19 protein-coding genes are annotated in these 16533 nt (G+C 49.5%); all 19 read left to right on the top strand.

The genetic code is table 11. From position 1 onward, the window contains the following. Positions 1-7 precede the first annotated feature (7 nt). Positions 8-1447 (top strand): uroporphyrinogen-III C-methyltransferase, encoded by a 1440-nt coding sequence (gene cobA / locus MFP28_RS09305; RefSeq protein WP_002907184.1) that lies wholly within the window; start codon positions 8-10, stop codon positions 1445-1447. 13 nt (positions 1448-1460) lie between these two features. Next, positions 1461-2228, top strand: a complete 768-nt coding sequence (locus tag MFP28_RS09300; protein WP_032916065.1) for a sirohydrochlorin cobaltochelatase — start codon at positions 1461-1463, stop codon at positions 2226-2228. 9 nt (positions 2229-2237) lie between these two features. Beyond that, the gene (locus MFP28_RS09295) at positions 2238-2939 is read left to right on the top strand and encodes a cobalt-factor II C(20)-methyltransferase (protein ID WP_002907182.1); all 702 of its coding nucleotides are present in this window, start codon (positions 2238-2240) and stop codon (positions 2937-2939) included. A 69-nt stretch (positions 2940-3008) separates the two neighbouring features. Further along, entirely contained in the window at positions 3009-3743 is a 735-nt protein-coding gene (locus tag MFP28_RS09290) for an energy-coupling factor ABC transporter permease (protein ID WP_223331362.1), read from the top strand. Then, positions 3740-4045, top strand: coding sequence for an energy-coupling factor ABC transporter substrate-binding protein (locus MFP28_RS09285; protein WP_002896451.1), 306 nt, complete (start codon positions 3740-3742; stop codon positions 4043-4045). The genes MFP28_RS09290 and MFP28_RS09285 overlap by 4 nt, the downstream gene beginning before the upstream one ends. Before the next feature lie 116 nt (positions 4046-4161). After that, positions 4162-4836 carry a CbiQ family ECF transporter T component gene (locus MFP28_RS09280; protein ID WP_002907180.1) on the top strand — a complete coding sequence of 225 codons (675 nt, stop codon included), beginning with the start codon at positions 4162-4164 and terminating at the stop codon, positions 4834-4836. Positions 4837-4898: 62 nt separating this feature from the next. Continuing rightward, a complete protein-coding gene (locus MFP28_RS09275; protein WP_002907178.1) occupies positions 4899-5714 on the top strand; it encodes an energy-coupling factor ABC transporter ATP-binding protein in 816 nt (271 codons plus the stop codon). Then, positions 5699-7198: a cobyric acid synthase gene (locus MFP28_RS09270; protein WP_002907177.1), complete on the top strand. Its 1500-nt coding sequence runs from the start codon at positions 5699-5701 to the stop codon at positions 7196-7198. The genes MFP28_RS09275 and MFP28_RS09270 overlap by 16 nt, the downstream gene beginning before the upstream one ends. Next, a complete protein-coding gene (locus tag MFP28_RS09265) occupies positions 7195-7770 on the top strand; it encodes a cob(I)yrinic acid a,c-diamide adenosyltransferase (RefSeq protein WP_002898252.1) in 576 nt (191 codons plus the stop codon). Before MFP28_RS09270 ends, MFP28_RS09265 begins: the two co-directional genes overlap by 4 nt. Before the next feature lie 11 nt (positions 7771-7781). Next, positions 7782-8213 carry a precorrin-2 dehydrogenase/sirohydrochlorin ferrochelatase family protein gene (locus tag MFP28_RS09260; RefSeq protein WP_002907176.1) on the top strand — a complete coding sequence of 144 codons (432 nt, stop codon included), beginning with the start codon at positions 7782-7784 and terminating at the stop codon, positions 8211-8213. Positions 8214-8228: 15 nt separating this feature from the next. Beyond that, on the top strand, positions 8229-9482 hold the full coding sequence (gene hemA, locus MFP28_RS09255; RefSeq protein WP_002907175.1) for a glutamyl-tRNA reductase: 1254 nt from the start codon (positions 8229-8231) through the stop codon (positions 9480-9482). Continuing rightward, positions 9469-10389 (top strand): hydroxymethylbilane synthase, encoded by a 921-nt coding sequence (gene hemC / locus MFP28_RS09250; RefSeq protein WP_002907174.1) that lies wholly within the window; start codon positions 9469-9471, stop codon positions 10387-10389. The genes hemA and hemC overlap by 14 nt, the downstream gene beginning before the upstream one ends. Then, complete coding sequence (locus tag MFP28_RS09245; RefSeq protein ID WP_002907173.1) at positions 10374-11099, top strand: uroporphyrinogen-III synthase; 726 nt, start codon at positions 10374-10376, stop codon at positions 11097-11099. The genes hemC and MFP28_RS09245 overlap by 16 nt, the downstream gene beginning before the upstream one ends. Next, positions 11086-12057 (top strand): porphobilinogen synthase, encoded by a 972-nt coding sequence (hemB, locus tag MFP28_RS09240; RefSeq protein ID WP_002907172.1) that lies wholly within the window; start codon positions 11086-11088, stop codon positions 12055-12057. Before MFP28_RS09245 ends, hemB begins: the two co-directional genes overlap by 14 nt. Positions 12058-12100: 43 nt before the next feature. Further along, positions 12101-13399 (top strand): glutamate-1-semialdehyde 2,1-aminomutase, encoded by a 1299-nt coding sequence (hemL, locus tag MFP28_RS09235; RefSeq protein WP_002907171.1) that lies wholly within the window; start codon positions 12101-12103, stop codon positions 13397-13399. Then, a complete protein-coding gene (gene cobU / locus MFP28_RS09230; protein ID WP_002907170.1) occupies positions 13392-13976 on the top strand; it encodes a bifunctional adenosylcobinamide kinase/adenosylcobinamide-phosphate guanylyltransferase in 585 nt (194 codons plus the stop codon). The genes hemL and cobU overlap by 8 nt, the downstream gene beginning before the upstream one ends. Continuing rightward, positions 13973-14701: an adenosylcobinamide-GDP ribazoletransferase gene (cobS, locus tag MFP28_RS09225; RefSeq protein ID WP_002907169.1), complete on the top strand. Its 729-nt coding sequence runs from the start codon at positions 13973-13975 to the stop codon at positions 14699-14701. The genes cobU and cobS overlap by 4 nt, the downstream gene beginning before the upstream one ends. Then, positions 14698-15270, top strand: coding sequence for a histidine phosphatase family protein (locus tag MFP28_RS09220; RefSeq protein WP_002907168.1), 573 nt, complete (start codon positions 14698-14700; stop codon positions 15268-15270). Before cobS ends, MFP28_RS09220 begins: the two co-directional genes overlap by 4 nt. A 55-nt stretch (positions 15271-15325) precedes the next feature. Continuing rightward, positions 15326-16429, top strand: coding sequence for an NADH-dependent flavin oxidoreductase (locus MFP28_RS09215; protein ID WP_002907167.1), 1104 nt, complete (start codon positions 15326-15328; stop codon positions 16427-16429). The last annotated feature ends 104 nt before the right edge of the window (positions 16430-16533 follow it).

Below are 16533 nucleotides of genomic sequence, written 5' to 3'. Positions count from 1 at the left end.
AGAAAAAATGTCCGGTTTAGTAACATTACTGGGAGCAGGTCCAGGCGATGCGGAGTTGTTGACCCTCAAAGGCAAGAGACGGCTTCAAGAAGCAGATGTCTTGGTCTTTGACCGCTTGGTCAATCAAGAGCTCTTTCAGCATCTAAAGTCTGACTGCGAAAAGATAGATGTCGGTAAAAAGCCAGGCCAGCCCTGCATCCGACAGGAAGAGATTGAAAAGATTCTTATCGAAAAAGCCCGTCAGGGCAAGCGAGTAGTCCGCCTCAAGAGCGGTGATCCCTATATCTTTGGCCGAGGCGGAGAAGAAGGAGTCAAACTGGTGGAAGCTGGTGTGGACTTTGAAGTGGTGCCAGGTATCACCTCTGCTGTGGCTGGTCTGACCTATGCAGGGATTCCTATGACTTATCGGGATGTGGCGACTAGCTTCCATGTCTTTACAGCCCATCTTAAGGATGAGACAGAAATGCTCAATTGGGAAGCAATTTCTGAGCTCAAAGGAACCTTGGTCTTCCTCATGGGCATGAAAAATCTGCCTTCCATCGTCCAAGAGCTGACGGCTAGAGGCTATGGCGAGGACAAGCCAGCCGCCATCGTTGAATGGGGAACCCATCCTCAGCAGCGCTCAGTGGACGGTACCTTGGGCAACATAGTCGAACTAGCAGAAGCTGAGGACTTTAAGGCACCCAGTGTCATCGTGGTAGGTGATGTTGTGGCCTATAGAGAACAGCTGAATTTCCATGAGAATCTGCCGCTTTTCGGCCGGAAAATCCTCATCCAGCAGTCAGAGACGGGCAGACTTCCTCGCTTGCTTAAGGATGCTGGAGCTGCGCTGACGACATTCCCAGCTCGAGATTTGGTTGAAGAGTTAGAATTGCAGCTGCCGGACTTGGAGCAGGTAGATGGTCTCCTCTTTGCAGATATGCAGAGCTGGCCACTCTTCTTGAAAGCCCTCCGCAAGGCAGGCAAAGACTTGCGCAGTCTGCCGCACATCCGCTTTGCAGCTATCGGTCATCATACGGCTAAGTCTATCGAAGCGAGCGGCATTGTGCTGGATCGGATGACGCCACAGCAGTCGGATGCGGATTTTGCAGCTGCTCTTGAAAAAGAAGGCGGCAACTGGTATATTCTGACAGCCGAGCATAAGAAAGCCAGTCTGGCAGAACTCTATTCGTTGCCGATTATTGCTAGCCACAGGCTGGCCTTTGACAGTCAGATTAGCAGTGACAATTGGTCAGAGATTGAAGTAGTCTGTCTCCCGAACTCTGCTGCGGCCATGAACTTTGTCGCAGCCAGTCAGGAAGCTGGATTTGACTGGACAGATGTTCCTATCGTTGTCATGGGTGCCAGCACACGGGCTGTTTTGGAAGAAGCAGGCTTTAGCAAGATTGTTGAGACAGATGAAGCGACTATTGCTTCCATCATTGACAAATGTCGGGAAATTCTTTGAAAGGATGCAGGTCATGAGTAAAGCTATAGTAGTAGTCAGTTTCGGAACGACCTATCCCGAGACCAGACGCAAAACAATCGAGGCTTGTGAGCAGGCTATTCAGGAACATTTTCCAGACTATCCAGTCCACCGATCTTTTACCTCAAATGTCGTTAGACGGCGGATTAAGAAGCAGGAAGGGCTAGATATTCCTACGGTCAAAGAGGTGTTAGAGCAGCTCTTGGAAGCGGGCACTGAAGAGGTCTATATCCAGCCTCTCCATGTCATTTTGGGCAGCGAGTATGAAAAGATTCTTGCCCAATCCAAAGAGTTTGAATCAGCTTTTAAAAAGCTGGTCGTTGCAAAGCCTCTGCTCAACAGTCAGGAAGACTATGAGGCTGTCAAGGATATTCTGCTGGAACGGTATGGCCATGAGGGTCAAGATGCAGCGACAGTTCTGATGGGACACGGCAGTCAGCATTATGCCTTTACAGCTTATGCAGCCTTGGATCATATGATGAAGGGAAACTCAGTCTATATCGGATGTGTAGAAAGCTATCCTCCCGTTGAGCTGATTGAGCAGGAACTGAAGCAAGAGGGCGTTCGAGAAGTGCATCTGGCACCTTTCATGCTGGTAGCGGGCGACCATGCGACCAATGATATGAGCTCAGATGAGGAAGGTTCTTGGTATCACTTCTTCAAGGAGCGGGGATATGAGGTTAAGGCTCACCTAGTCGGTCTGGGGGAATATCCTGAGGTTCAGCAGCTCTACATTCAGCATTTAGAAGAAATCATCGAATAGGAGGAAGGAATGGCAAAATTTTACGGAATTGGTGTGGGACCGGGTGATAGCGAGCTAGTCACTATCAAGGCCAGTCGGCTTTTGGAAGACTTAGATATTCTCTATACACCAGAGGCTAAGAAGGGGAGCAAGAGCTTTGCATTAGGTATCGCGGAGCCCTACCTGAAAGAGCATCTGGAAATCAAGCAGCGGCATTTCCCTATGGTCCGTTCCAATTCGACCAAAGAAGTCCAGTGGCAGGCCATCTCTGCTGAAATCGCAGAGGATGTCAAGTCTGGCAAGAATGTCGGCTTTATCACACTGGGTGACCCCATGGTCTACAGTACATATAGCTATCTGCTGGCCCTGCTGGAAAAGGAAATCGACTGTCAAACCATCCCTGGTATCACCTCTTTCTGTAGCATGGCTTCTGAGCTAGGTCAGCCCCTGACCATGGATGAGGAGTCTCTGGCGGTCATGCCGGCTACGGCTTCTGCTGAGAAGATTGAGGCGGCGCTTGAGCTGCATGACTCGATTGTGATCATGAAGGTGGCCAATCACCTAGATACTGTCCTGCCCCTGCTAGAAAAGCTCGGTCTCTTGCAGCAGACTTTTATGGTTAGCAATTCTTCAACGGACAAGCAGCAGACTCTGCTAGGCCTCCAAGGAATCACACCAGAAACCAAGCTGCCTTATTTTACCACTTTCCTCGTGAAAAAGAAGATTTTTTAATATTAGAGCCCATGTTCGTGGATAAACATTCATCCTTTTGAGCTTAGGTTCTTAGTAAAGGAAAAAAATATGAAACTATTGAAAAATAAAAAAGTAACTTTTGTGGCCTTGTTGGCTATTTTGGCGGTACTGAGTACCCAGTCTGTGTCAGCTATGCATATCATGGAAGGCTATCTTCCACTCTTTTGGTGTATCTTCTGGTTCGCCGTATTCCTGCCTTTCTTTGTGGTCGGCTTGATGCGCATCAAGAAAATCGTTGCAGAGGATCCAAATTCCAAGACCATGCTGGCCTTGTCCGGTGCCTTTATCTTTATCCTGTCTTCTTTGAAGATTCCGTCTGTTACAGGATCCAGTTCGCATCCGACTGGGGTTGGTCTGGGGACAGCTATGTTTGGTCCGTCCGTTATCAGCGTTTTGGGAACCATCTGCTTGCTCTTCCAAGCCCTTCTCTTAGCTCACGGCGGCTTGACAACTCTGGGTGCCAATGCATTCTCAATGGCAGTGGTTGGTCCATTTGTCGGTTATTTTGTCTATAAGTTTGCTAAATCCATCAAGATGTCTACACCGGTATCTATCTTTATCTGTGCGGTGATTGCGGACTTGGCGACTTATGCGACAACTTCTATCCAGCTCGGTTTAGTCTTCCCAGATGCTAACAGCGGTTTTGTTGGTTCTGCATTGAAATTCATGGGTGTCTTCTTGACCACTCAAATCCCGATTGCTATCGTAGAAGGATTGCTGACAGTTGTCCTCTATAACTTGATCTCAGAAAATATCAAAGAAAGAGCAGGTCTGTTCAAATGAAAAAATATAAGAATATCATCTTAATCTTGGCTGCAGTAGCAGTCACTCTAGCTGCCTTTATCTTTGCACCTAAGGGTGTGGAATACAGTGGAACAGATGACGCTGCTGAAAAAACCATTAGCTCTATCCAAAAGGACTATGAGCCTTGGTTTTCACCAATTTTTGAGCCAGCAGGTCCGGAAGTAGAAAGTCTGCTCTTCACCCTGCAAGGCAGTATCGGAGCGGGTATCATCTTCTATGTCATTGGCTACCACAAAGGGAAAAAGCAAGGCCAACAAAAGGAAAACTCTGAACATAAATAAAAGCCTTCAACAGTATGAGAGAGCTCTGGTTCTTGATAGCGATTCAGCTTGTTTGGGACCGGAGCTGCTCTGTACTGGGGGCATGGTAAAAACAAAGCTAGAAAGGAGACCTCCACTTGTTTGCGATTGATAAATACGCCTATCAAAATCGGCTGAAAAATCTGCCGGTTGCTTATAAATTTGTCATCTATGTGCTCTTGTTAGCTGTCAGTTTTTCTGGTGTCAGGATTCTACAGCTAGGGCTCATTATCTTGGTGGCGCCTCTGACTTGCTATGTGGCTCGGCTTCCGTGGCTGCGCTATCTGAAGTGGTATCTGCATGCCAGTATCTTTATCCTGATTAGTCTCTTGACCTTTGTCTTGACCTATCAGAACAGTCAGGAGCAGCTCTTGCTGGCCTTGCCTTTAGGTCAGGGCTATCTGGGCATCAGCCAATCTTCTGTTCAGCAGACCATTTTTATCCTCTTGCGCATCTATTCATCTTTGGTTTCGACTTATTTCTTTGTCCTGACGGTGCCTTTTGCTCAGATGCTGCGGCTTTTTAAAGCCATGCATGTGCCACGGGTACTGCTAGACTTGATTGTCCTCATGTATCGCTTTATTTTCCTGGTCTTCTATGAGTTTGTGACCATTCGGGATACCTTGGACTTGAAATTCTCCTTTTACAATAAAAGGAAGCAACACCAAGCTTGGGGCAGATTAGCCAATACTCTTTTTGTTAAATTGCTAGATGATAATCAGCATTTAAATGAAGTACTGACGCTAAGATTTGATGCAGAGCACAGTGAATAATGAAAGCGCATTTACAATAAGACTGCTTTTATACTATAATGGAAAGTAGATAGGAAACATAGATGTTACAAGTAAAGAATATTTCTTTTTCGTATGACGAAAATCCAACGCTGCACGATATTTCTATGGACTTCGAAGAGGGCCGGATTACTGGTATTCTGGGAGTCAACGGTTCAGGTAAGTCTACCATCATGAAAATCATCACCCGACTGCTCCAACCGCAGAAGGGCAGTGTTTTATATGATGGTCAGCCTGTAGGCGACTCTAAGAAGGCTTTGTTCCAGTATCGGCAGCATGTCAATATGGTCTTTCAGAATCCAGAGCAGCAGCTCTTTTATACCATTGTGAAGGACGATATTGGCATGGCCTTGGAAAACTTAGGCTATGAAGAAGACGAGATAACCAGCAGAGTGGCGACGGCTTTAGAGATGATGGACATTTCTCATCTGCAGGACAGACCGCTGCAGTATCTGAGCTATGGCCAGAAAAAGCGGGTGGCTATTGCTGGCATGCTGGCCCTGCAGCCCAAGTATTTGCTGCTTGATGAGCCGACAGCTGGACTGGATCCCAAAGGGAGGGACCAGATGGCCGAGACCATGAAAAAGCTGGTCCAGGCTGGGACAAACATCATCGTATCCAGCCATGACATGGATCTGATGTATGACTGCTGTGACTATGCCTATCTGCTGCAGAAGGGGCATTTGATCGCAGAGGGCAGCAAGTTTGATTTCTTCCAGCAGGGAGATCTGCTAGTAGAGGCAGGCTTGGCTGTGCCTTGGATTGTCAAGCTTCATCAGACTATCCAGACGCCACTGGCAGAAAATGAAGCTGCTTTCTTTGAGCAGCTAGGAGGAAATGGAAAATGGTCAAATCATTGATGGTACAGGGAACTGCCTCAGATGCTGGAAAAAGCATTATTGCGGCGGGGCTCTGCCGGATTTTTAAGCAGGATGGCCTAGAAGTGGTGCCTTTTAAGTCCCAGAATATGGCGCTTAATTCCTTTATCACCAAAAAAGGAGATGAAATGGGCCGTGCTCAGGTCGTTCAGGCTGAGGCAGCTGGCAAGGAGCCGGATGTCCGCATGAACCCAGTCCTGCTAAAACCCACCTCTGACCGCAAGTCTCAGGTCGTCTTTTTAGGTCGTGTACTGCGGGATATGGATGCTGTCGAATACCATGAATACAAGCAGCAGCTCCTGCCTAAGATTAAGAAAGTCTATGAGGAGCTAGGTGCTGAGAATGATATCATCGTCATTGAGGGTGCTGGCAGTCCAGCTGAAATCAATCTCAATGACCGAGACATTGTCAATATGGGCATGGCCAAGCTGGTTGATGCGCCAGTGATTTTAGTGGCGGATATTGATAAGGGAGGCGTCTTTGCCTCTATCTATGGAACGATTGAGCTCATGCCGCCTGAGGACCGCAAGCGGATCAAGGGGGTTATTATCAATAAATTCCGCGGCGATGTGGCCCTGCTGCAGTCCGGTATTGATATGATTGAGGAGCTGACCCAGGTGCCGGTTATCGGAGTCGTGCCTTATGCCCAGCTGGATATTGACAGCGAAGACAGTGTGGCATTGGTACAGAAAAGCCGACGCTTTGATAGCAGAAAGAGTCTGGATATCGCAGTTGTCAGCCTCAAGCGCCTGTCCAACTTTACGGATTTTCACAGTCTGGAAATCCAACCAGATGTTTCTGTCCGCTATGTCCAGCCTGGTGATGCAATCGGTCGGCCGGATCTCTTGATTCTGCCGGGCAGTAAAAACACCATTGAAGACATGAACTATCTGCGCTACTCTGGTCTTGAAGCCGAGATTCTCGAGTGTCTGGAGCAGGGCGTGCGAATCTTTGGTATCTGCGGCGGCTATCAGCTGCTGGGGCAGAAGATTAGCGATCCGCTGCACCTAGAGTCTGACTTAGAAGAGATTAGCGGTCTGGGAATTTTAGAGACAGAGACGGTGCTTCAGCCGGTCAAGCGGACGACGCAGGTCAGAGCCCTGCATGAGGGACAAGAGCTAGAAGGCTACGAGATTCACATGGGGGAAACTCAGCTTGCGGATAGTCTGGAGCCATTCTCCATCATCAAGGAGCAAAATGGTGAAGCAACCGAGCGTCTAGATGGAGCAGTGGCTTATGGTGGGCAAGTACAAGGAACCTACCTTCATGGGGTCTTTGACAATCTAGAATGGACTCGTCAGTACCTGAATGAACTTCGGCTGGCTAAGGGCTTAGAGCCGCTAGAGGACCAGCTTGTCAGTATCAAAGACTTTAAAGACAGAGAGTATGATAAGTTAGCAGACGTCCTGCGCCAGTCTTTGGACATGGAGCAGATCTATCAAATCATCAACAGAGAAGAAAAATGAGAATTTATACGAAATACGGTGACAAGGGCTTTACACGCCTCTACGGTGGGGACCGAGTATCCAAGACCCATATTCGGGTCGAAGCTTATGGAACGATGGATGAGCTATGCTCTCATCTAGGCTATGTCGTATCTGAGATGCGTGACTATCCTATCTTGGATGACCTGCGTCTGGAATGCGAGGAAATCCAGCAGCATCTCTTTGACTGTGGCAGCGACTTGGCTACACCGAGGGAACTGCGCCCCTACAAGCAAGAGCCAGCCAATGTCAGCTGGCTGGAGGAGCGAATGGATGAGTATATGCATATTCCTCCGAAAATCGACCGCTTTATCATTCCGGGCGGCCATCGGATTGCGAGTCTTCTGCATGTGGCTCGTACCATGACCAGACGCCTGGAGCGCCGGATGGTGGCTGTTATAGAGGCAGAAGAAGCGGTCAATGAGATAGGATTGATCTATATCAACCGCCTGTCGGATTACTTTTTTGTGCTGGCTCGATTGGTCAATGACCGTCTAGAGGAGCCAGATACAGTTTACAAACGCAGCGCGAAAATCTTTCGGGAAAAGAAATAGGAGAAGCTAGCATGTATCCAGTCATGATTAATATCAGAGAGAAGAAAGTCGTGGTAGTGGGAGGCGGCAAGGTCGCAGCGCGGAAGATTAGGACCCTGCTGGCTGAGCAGGCTGCTGTGACAGTAGTCAGTCCGACTCTGCATGCTGACATTCCTCAGGCGGAAATTCAGTGGCTAGCTAGACCCTATCAGACAGGTGATTTGGAAGGCGCTAAGCTGGTCTTTGCCTGTACAGATCAGGAAGAAGTTAACCGTCAGATTATGGAGGATGCTGCACCTAGTCAGCTGGTAAACAATACGGGCGACAAGACCTTTTCTGACTTCTACAATGTAGCCATTGCGAGAAAGAAGGACGTGTCTGTCATGATCTCGACCAACGGTTTTTCGCCCAGCCGTTCCAAGGAGATTCGCAAGAAGATAGAAGCAATTTTAGACCAACTTTAAAAGAAGGAAAGAAGCATGCACCTATTATATGTGGGTTTGACCCATCGGGAAACGCCGCTGCCAATTTTGGAAAAAGCGCATTTCTCAGATCAGGAGGGGCTCAAAGCTCTAAAGCTCCTGAAAAGAGAAAAAAGTATCTTGGAAAATATCATCCTGTCCACCTGCAATCGGACCGAGCTCTATCTGGTGGTGGACCAGCTGCACACTGGCCGCTACTATTCCAAGCATTTTTTGGCGGACTGGTTTCAGATTCCTGTCAAGGAGCTTGAAGAGTATTTAGTCTTTCGTGAAGGGGATGAGGCCTTGCGGCATCTGCTGCGGGTCTCTATCGGATTGGAATCCAAGATTGTTGGTGAAAGTCAGGTCTTGGGCCAGCTCAAGCATGCTTTCCTGACAGCACAAGATGCTGGTACGACTGGTATTGTCCTCAATCAGGCTTTTAAGCAGACGCTGACCTTTGCCAAGCGAATGCATGATTCTTATCGAATCAATGACCGTCCTATTTCTATCGGCCTGACCGCCATCCAAGAATTGGACCGACTGGGGCTGGATTACAGTACTAAAAAGGTAGCTGTGATCGGTCTGGGAGAGATTGGTCAGTTGGTGACCAAGTATGCTTTGCAGCGTCCATTCGAATCAGTCATGCTGCTCAATCGGACAGTCAGCAAGGCCCAAGCATTTCTGATAGAGGACAGGGTGTCTGCCCATGGCTGGGATGAGTTGGAGGCAGTGCTGGCGGATGCGGATGTGGTTTTTTCGGCAGTTAAAACGGAAGAATACATTATCTTTCCCTCTATGCTTAAGGAGGAAGCGGTCGTGTTTGACCTCTGTCTGCCTCGTTCCTGCCATCCGAGCTCGTCTCTGAAGCTCTATAATATCGAAAATCTAACCAATCAACTGGAGCAATACAAAGCGGAACGGCAGGAGATTGCCGGTCGGATTGCTTTGGAGATTGATGAGGAGCTGGTCAAGTTTGCTGACTGGCGTCAGCAGTTAGGCATTATTCCTCTGATTCAGGAAATCAGGGATAAGGCTTTGGAAGCTCAAGCATCAGCCATGGAAAGTCTTAATCGCAAGATTCCGGATTTGACCGAACGGGAGCAGAAGCAGATTTCCAAGCACATGAAGAGTATTATCAACCAAGTCTTGAAGGAGCCAATCTTGCAGCTCAAAGAGCTATCAGTCGGAGAGCATTCAGACTATGACATTGCCTTGATTGCCAAGATATTTGGCTTGCACAGAGAAAGGGGAAAAGATGAAGGTCATTAAGGTAGGAACCCGCAAGAGTAAGCTGGCCATGACCCAGACCCAACAGTTAGTGGAACAGCTCAAGGAGCTCCATCCAGAGAGGGATTTTGTCCTCGTTCCCTATACGACCAAAGGAGATCGCTTGACCCATGTCAGCCTTCAGGAAATTGGCGGTAAGGGAGTCTTTGTCAAGGAAATCGAGCGAGCTCTCTTGGCTGGTGAGATTGATATGGCGGTCCACAGTCTCAAGGACATGCCGGCTAAGCTAGCTGAGGGCTGTGCGCTCGGTGCGATTAGCCAGCGAGAAGATGTTCGAGATTGCTTGATTTTCCGTCAAGCTGGCCAGACGCTGGCTGACCTGCCTGAGGGCGCTCTGATAGGAACCAGCAGCATTCGCCGACAGGTTCAGCTGCAGGCTCAGAGACCGGATTTGGCTTTTAAACCACTTCGAGGCAACATTGATACACGCATCAAGAAGCTGGAAGAAGGCGAGTACGATGCGATTGTCTTGGCTATGGCTGGACTTAAACGCTTGGGCTGGCTGGACCAAAGCCTTCTTCATATTCAGCCTTTAGAGACCCGTCTTTGCCTGCCGGCTATTTCTCAGGGCGCTTTGGCGGTGGAATACCGGGAAGAGGATGAGGAGCTGCGGAAACTGTTGGCAACTGTTCAGGATGAGAAGACAGCTGCTGAAGTGGCAGTTGAGAGGGCAGTTTTGGCTCAGATGAATGCAGACTGCACCTTCCCTATCGCTGCTTTGGCCCAGAAAAAAGGTCAGGACTATCAGCTAGAGGCCATGCTGGCCAAGGAGGACGGCCAATGTGTCTTTGTCAGCCTTCAAGGGCAGGATGGTCAGGAATTGGCAGAGCAGGCTGTACGCCAGTTAGCCGATAAGGGAGCAGTAGGAATGCCATGGTTAAAAAAATAATCTTTACCAGAGAGCAGGCGCCAGACTCTGCCTGGCTAGAAAAGATCAGACAGACTGGGTTTGAGACGCATCATGTTCCTCTCATTCGTTGTCAGTCCCTGCCCTTGCCAGAAGATGTCCAAGCAGCACTGCCAGAAGCTGACTGGGCCTTTTTTACCAGTGCTGTCGCAGTAGAGGCTTTCAGTCCCTATCTGAAAGAGGACTATCAGATTGCGACCATTGGGCCGCAGACCAGTCAGGCGCTGGACAAGCTAGGCCGAGACTGTGATTTTCAGGCCAGTAGCCACTATGGTCTTGACTTTATTCAGGAGTGGCTGGATTTGGCTCTGCCGACGCAGAAGATTTTGCTGCCCCAGAGCAGCTTGTCCAATCCCAGTCTGGCCGAGAAGTTAAAAGAAGCAGGTCATGAGGTCTGGGCTTGGCCTATGTACGAAACGACCTCAAATCCTGCTGGTCAGGACCAGCTTCAGACCTATCTGTCTCAGGAGGATGTGATTTGGACCTTTGCCAGTCCATCGGCTTGGCAGAGTTTTTGTGCTATTAAGCCCTATCTAGCGTCCAGTCATCAGATTGCAGTGATTGGTCAGACAACGGCTCAGGCGGTTAAGGAGTCTGGCTATGGGGTAGACTACCAGCCCCAGAGTCCTTCTGTTGAGGAAATGGTCAAGGAAATAATCAAGAAAGAAGAGAAGAAGCATGGAATTTTATAGACATCGCAGACTGAGGAGAAGCAGCGGTCTGCGGCAGCTGGTTCGAGAAACCAAGCTGTCTGTGGATGATTTTATCCAACCCTTGTTTGTCAAGGAAGGCTTGACTGAAAAGCAAGAAGTTGCCTCTATGCCGGGAGTTTATCAGTTCTCCCTCGAGGATTTGCTGCCAGAAGTTCAGGAATGTGTGGACCTGGGCATTCGGGCTTTTATCGTCTTTGGCATTCCGTCAGAAAAGGACGAAATAGGCAGCCAGGCTTCAGCTGAAAATGGCATTGTACAGGAAGCTATCCGTCTGATTAAGAAGCATTTCCCTGAGACGGTCGTCATTGCAGACACCTGTCTCTGTGAGTTTACCAGTCACGGCCATTGCGGTATTTTGCGAGGGGAGGAAGTGGACAATGATCTGTCTTTGACTAGACTGACAGAAGTCGCTGTCAGCCAAGCCAGGGCTGGAGCAGATGTCATTGCGCCTTCCAATGCCATGGACGGTTTTGTGGCGGCTATCCGTCAGGGGCTTGATGCGGCGGGCTTTGAAGACATTCCCATCATGTCCTATGCGATTAAGTTTGCCTCTAGCTTTTATGGACCTTTCCGAGATGCAGGTGAGAGTGCTCCGGCCTTTGGCGACCGCAAGACCTATCAGATGGATCCGGCCAATCGCTTGGAAGCTCTTAGAGAAGCTAAGAGTGATGGGGAGCAGGGAGCAGACTTTCTCATGGTTAAGCCGGCTCTGACCTTTCTGGATATCCTCAGAGAGCTGCGCCAGGAAACCCAGCTGCCTTTGGTGACCTATAATGTCAGTGGAGAATACGCTATGGTCAAGGCAGCAGCTCAGCAGGGCTGGATCAATGAAAAAGCCATTGTCATGGAAACCTTGACCAGTATGAAGCGGGCAGGAGCAGACTTGATTATCACTTATTTTGCCAAGGATGCGGCCGGCTATCTGAAAGAAGGATAGAGACTGCGGAAAATCAGCAGTTTTCTAGATAAGGAGGACGAACTTGAAGAGAGAACATTCCAACCAATATTTCACAGAGGCTCAAAAGCTCTTTCCAGGCGGGGTCAACAGTCCTGTCAGGGCCTTTAAGGCTGTGGGAGGCCATCCGCTTTTTATCGAAAAAGCCAGCGGCGCCTATCTGCATGATGTCGATGGCAACCGCTATATTGACTACGTCCTGTCTTGGGGACCTATGATTTTGGGGCATGCTCCTAAGGATGTTTTGCCGGCAGTTGAGGAAGCTATTTGGGAGGGGACCAGTTTTGGTGCTCCGAGTCCCAGAGAGATTGCCCTCGGCCAGCTGGTGCAGGAGCGTCTGCCTTTCATGGAAAGAATGCGGATGGTCAATTCGGGAACGGAAGCGACCATGAGCGCCATTCGGGTAGCGCGTGGAGTGACCAAGCGTTCTAAAATTGTCAAATTTATCGGCTGCTATCACGGCCACAGCGATTCCTTTTTGGTTCAGGCTGGTTCAGGCTTGGCCAGCTTTGGGATTGCTGATTCTGCCGGAGTCATTGCTCAGGTAGCTGGGGAAACTCTGGCCTTGCCTTACAATGACACAGATGCTCTCAAAGCTTGCTTTGAAAAGTACGGAGATGACATTGCTTGTGTCATTTTAGAAGCAGTTGCGGGCAATATGGGCTTGATTCCAGCGGATGCGGACTTTATCAGTACTATTCGCTCCCTCACTCAGGAATACGGCTCTCTCTTCATCGTGGACGAGGTCATGAGTGGTTTCCGAGCTCATTATCAGGGGGCAGTCGGCCTCTATCAGACTGAGCCAGATCTGGTCTGCTTGGGCAAGGTTATCGGTGGCGGCTTCCCAGTCGCAGCCTTTGGCGGCAAGGCCCTCTATATGGATCAGGTAGCGCCTCTAGGCAGCATCTATCAGGCTGGTACTTTGTCGGGTAATCCAGTTGCCATGACGGCCGGCTATGAAACCCTGAAACAGCTGACACCTGAACTCTTTGCTGAGATTGAAGGGAAAACAAGCTACCTCTGTGATGGCTTACGAAGTCTAGCAGACAAGTACAACATTGATCTGCAAGTCGTATCAAAAGGTACCATGTTTGGTTTCTTCTTCAGCCAGAAGCCAGTTCGCAATTTTGAGGATTCTAAGGCGGCTGACCATGCTCAGTTTGCGCGACTGCACGGTCTCTTGTTGGAAGAGGGCATTTATCTGGCGCCATCTCAGTATGAAACCAACTTTATGTCCAGTGCCCATACTAGAGCGGACCTAGACCAGACCTTGGCAGCCTTTGAGCAGGCATTTCAAGTAATGAAAGAAGAAGCAAATGGCTAAGATTGTGTTAGTGACAGGCGGGGCCAGAAGCGGTAAATCGGCATTTGCGGAGGAACAGTTGGCGGACAGAAAACGGGTCTGTTACATTGCGACTGGCCTGCCCCGAGGAGAAGATCCAGAATGGCAGGAGCGGATTCGGTTACACCAAGAACGGCGGCCGGCTTCCTGGACGACTCAGGAGCAGTATGCTGGGCTGGCCGACTGGCTGCGAGAGCAGTCGCATCCAGTTTATCTGCTGGATTGTGCCACTCTTCTGACCAGCAATCGCCTCTTTGATTTGATTTCCCAGCATTTTCCAGACAAGCTGGAGCTGACGGAAGAAAACTTTCTCAGCCGTCAGGAGCAGTCTTTCCTGCTGCAGCTCTTGGAAGAAGAATGGCAAGAGCTCCTATCTGCAATCCATCAGACTGATGCTGAGTGCTGGATTGTAACGGACGAGGTTGGACTGGGCATTGTCCCGGAGACCAGACTAGGACGCTTCTTCCGTGATGTGCAGGGCAAGATCAACCAACTGATTGCAAAGGAGGCGAGTGAGGCTTATCTAGTCATCTGCGGCCTCGCTCAGCAGTTGAAATGATAAAGGCATTGATTATCTATACTCAATTTTTTAGCCGGATTGTGATTCCAAAGGCAGTGGATATTTCCTATCTGCGACGGGGACTCCCTTTTCTGACCCTCTTTGGTCTCTTACTAGGGCTGGTTTCAGGTGGATTTTATTTCCTGATGAGTCTAGTTCTTCCTGGAATGGTCGCTTGGGTTCTGACCCTTGCTTTCGATGTTCTGCTGACAGGTGGTTTTCACTTGGACGCCTTAGCGGATACGGCGGATGGGCTCTTCTCCTCTCGTAAGAAGGAGCGGATGCTGGAGATTATGAAGGACAGCCGCATTGGCAGCAATGGCGTTCTGGCACTCATTCTCTACTATGCTCTGATGCTGGTTCTCTACCCTTATCTGCCGGAGCCTCGCTGGTTTATCGTGGCCAGTCTGACCATGATTGGCAAGGCCGGTCTGAGCCTACAGCTCTATCGGATGACCTATGCCAGAGAAGGCGGCGGCTCAGGAAATTTCTTCAGTGGCAGCAAGACTAGTCATATCCTGCTTGCCCAGCTTCTCCCCTTGCTCCTGTCTCTGCTGGTTTTCAGTTGGAGAGGTCTCTTGGCTTATGGCTTGGTATTTCTGGGAGCAATAGGCTATCGCCGTTTCGTTTATGATAAAATTGACGGCCACACAGGCGATACGCTAGGAGCCTATGTCGAAATAGCCCAGCTCCTCTATCTCTTAGGATTGGTGGTGCAAGGATGAAAAGATGGTATCTGATGCGGCATGGTCAGACAGACTACAACCGCAGGCGCTGTTTCTACGGCAGCCATGATGTCTCGATTAACGAGCAAGGCCAAAAAGATGCCAAGCAGTTGGCGCTGCTGATGCAGGAGCATACGGTTGATGCAATCTACACCAGTAGTCTCAAGCGGACGCAGGAAACAGCCCAGATGGCTTTTCCAGACAGGCAAGTCCAGGCCATAGCTGACTTTGACGAGCGAGGCTTCGGACAATGGGAAGGCTTGACAGCTGATGAGATTGAAGCGGCTTTTCCAGAAGTCTGGCAGGCTTGGCTGGATGCCCCCTTTGAGGTCACGCCTCCTGAGGCAGAAGTTTTCTCAGACTTTCAGACCAGAGTCTGGACAGCAACAGACCGCCTGCTAGATAGTGCTGATGAGTCAATCGCTTTAGTGGCTCATTTGGGAGTCCTTCGCTTGATTTACCAGCATTTGGTTGACCGAGAGGCTGTTTTTTGGAACATTGATGTCCCCCAAGGACGAGTGCTGCTCTTGGAAGAGCGGGACCAGACTTGGCAGGCGACCTTACTCTAAGGCTCTATTATTTAAAAACAAACGACATGATTTATCTTGGGAAAGAGGTGACCAGATGAATACACAGATTCAGGATAAATTTACTTTTAAAAATGGTCAGACCATGCGCAATCGCGTTGTATTGGCTCCTATGACTATCTGCGCTAGTGAGCCGGGTGGCTATGTATCTCAGGCAGATATTGATTTTTTTGCCCGCCGGTCTAGGTCGGTTGGTATGGTCATTACTGGCAGTACCTATGTCCATCCTCTGGGAAAGTCCTTTGCGGAGAGCTTCAGCGGCGCCGAGGACGATAAGATTGAGGGGCTTAGCCGTCTGGCCAAGGCCATCAAGGACCAAGGGGCTCTGGCTATTGTCCAGCTCTATCACGGTGGTCGTATGGTTCTGCCTGATTTGATTGACGGTCAGCCAGTAGCACCCAGCGCTGTCAAGGCTCCGCGCGATTATTTGGCAGAGCCGAGGGCGCTCAAGAACGCTGAAGTGGAGCAGGTGATAGAGGACTTTCTGTCAGCTATCAGACGGGCGATTCAGGCTGGCTTTGACGGAGTCGAGCTTCATGGCGCCAATACCTATCTGATCCAGCAGTTTGTCTCTCCCCATTCAAATGTCCGTCAGGACAAGTGGGGCGGCAGCCTTAACAACCGCCTGCGCTTCCCAAAGACTTTGCTGAAAAGAGCCAAGCAACTAGTCAAAGAAGAGGCCGACCGTCCCTTCCTGATTGGCTACCGCTTTTCTCCAGAAGAGATTGAGGAACCAGGAATCCAGCTTTATGATACCCTGCAGTTGCTGGAGCAGCTCATCTATCATCAGGTGGACTATCTGCATATTTCGACCTCTGATGTCTGGCGTTCGTCTATCAGAGATTCACAGGACTTGGAGCCAGTGATTCAGAAAATTATCAGAAAAATTAATGGTAGAGTACCCCTGATTGGTGTCGGTCAGATAAAGACCAAGCAGGATGCCCAGCGAGTATTGGATGCGGGGATTCCGCTCTTTGCCCTCGGCAAGGCCCTGCTCCTAGACCCAGACTGGGCTGAAAAGGTTGTCTCCGGCCGAGAGGCAGAAGTAATCCGAGCTTATCGTGATGAGCTGCAGGCTGACCTGGCTCTGCCAACTGCCTTTGTCGAAGATGCTCGAAGCTATCTGGAAGGAAAAGACTAAGACAAATAAATTCCCCAAGGAGGAAAGAGAATGAGCAATCACTTGTTTTTCACTCGTTTGATCTCTCATCTTCAGGACATAGAACCACCTTAGACAGAGAGCGA

The sequence above is a fragment of the Streptococcus sanguinis genome (genome assembly GCF_050234405.1).
GTDB classification, from domain to species: Bacteria; Bacillota; Bacilli; order Lactobacillales; family Streptococcaceae; genus Streptococcus; species Streptococcus sanguinis_W.
Note: the sequence above shows the minus strand (reverse complement) of the source record. Positions and strands in the feature narration are given on the sequence as shown.

What these genes read in the sequence shown, in the direction of transcription:
- hemA (WP_002907175.1), top strand. Translation starts at nt 8,229, where the DNA reads ATGCACCTATTATATGTGGGTTTGACCCATCGGGAAACGCCGCTGCCA.
- MFP28_RS09300 (WP_032916065.1), top strand. Translation starts at nt 1,461, where the DNA reads ATGAGTAAAGCTATAGTAGTAGTCAGTTTCGGAACGACCTATCCCGAG.
- MFP28_RS09265 (WP_002898252.1), top strand. Translation starts at nt 7,195, where the DNA reads ATGAGAATTTATACGAAATACGGTGACAAGGGCTTTACACGCCTCTAC.
- MFP28_RS09245 (WP_002907173.1), top strand. Translation starts at nt 10,374, where the DNA reads ATGGTTAAAAAAATAATCTTTACCAGAGAGCAGGCGCCAGACTCTGCC.
- MFP28_RS09260 (WP_002907176.1), top strand. Translation starts at nt 7,782, where the DNA reads ATGTATCCAGTCATGATTAATATCAGAGAGAAGAAAGTCGTGGTAGTG.
- MFP28_RS09285 (WP_002896451.1), top strand. Translation starts at nt 3,740, where the DNA reads ATGAAAAAATATAAGAATATCATCTTAATCTTGGCTGCAGTAGCAGTC.
- cobA (WP_002907184.1), top strand. Translation starts at nt 8, where the DNA reads ATGTCCGGTTTAGTAACATTACTGGGAGCAGGTCCAGGCGATGCGGAG.
- cobS (WP_002907169.1), top strand. Translation starts at nt 13,973, where the DNA reads ATGATAAAGGCATTGATTATCTATACTCAATTTTTTAGCCGGATTGTG.
- MFP28_RS09220 (WP_002907168.1), top strand. Translation starts at nt 14,698, where the DNA reads ATGAAAAGATGGTATCTGATGCGGCATGGTCAGACAGACTACAACCGC.
- MFP28_RS09295 (WP_002907182.1), top strand. Translation starts at nt 2,238, where the DNA reads ATGGCAAAATTTTACGGAATTGGTGTGGGACCGGGTGATAGCGAGCTA.
- MFP28_RS09275 (WP_002907178.1), top strand. Translation starts at nt 4,899, where the DNA reads ATGTTACAAGTAAAGAATATTTCTTTTTCGTATGACGAAAATCCAACG.
- MFP28_RS09290 (WP_223331362.1), top strand. Translation starts at nt 3,009, where the DNA reads ATGAAACTATTGAAAAATAAAAAAGTAACTTTTGTGGCCTTGTTGGCT.
- MFP28_RS09215 (WP_002907167.1), top strand. Translation starts at nt 15,326, where the DNA reads ATGAATACACAGATTCAGGATAAATTTACTTTTAAAAATGGTCAGACC.
- hemC (WP_002907174.1), top strand. Translation starts at nt 9,469, where the DNA reads ATGAAGGTCATTAAGGTAGGAACCCGCAAGAGTAAGCTGGCCATGACC.
- cobU (WP_002907170.1), top strand. Translation starts at nt 13,392, where the DNA reads ATGGCTAAGATTGTGTTAGTGACAGGCGGGGCCAGAAGCGGTAAATCG.
- hemB (WP_002907172.1), top strand. Translation starts at nt 11,086, where the DNA reads ATGGAATTTTATAGACATCGCAGACTGAGGAGAAGCAGCGGTCTGCGG.
- MFP28_RS09270 (WP_002907177.1), top strand. Translation starts at nt 5,699, where the DNA reads ATGGTCAAATCATTGATGGTACAGGGAACTGCCTCAGATGCTGGAAAA.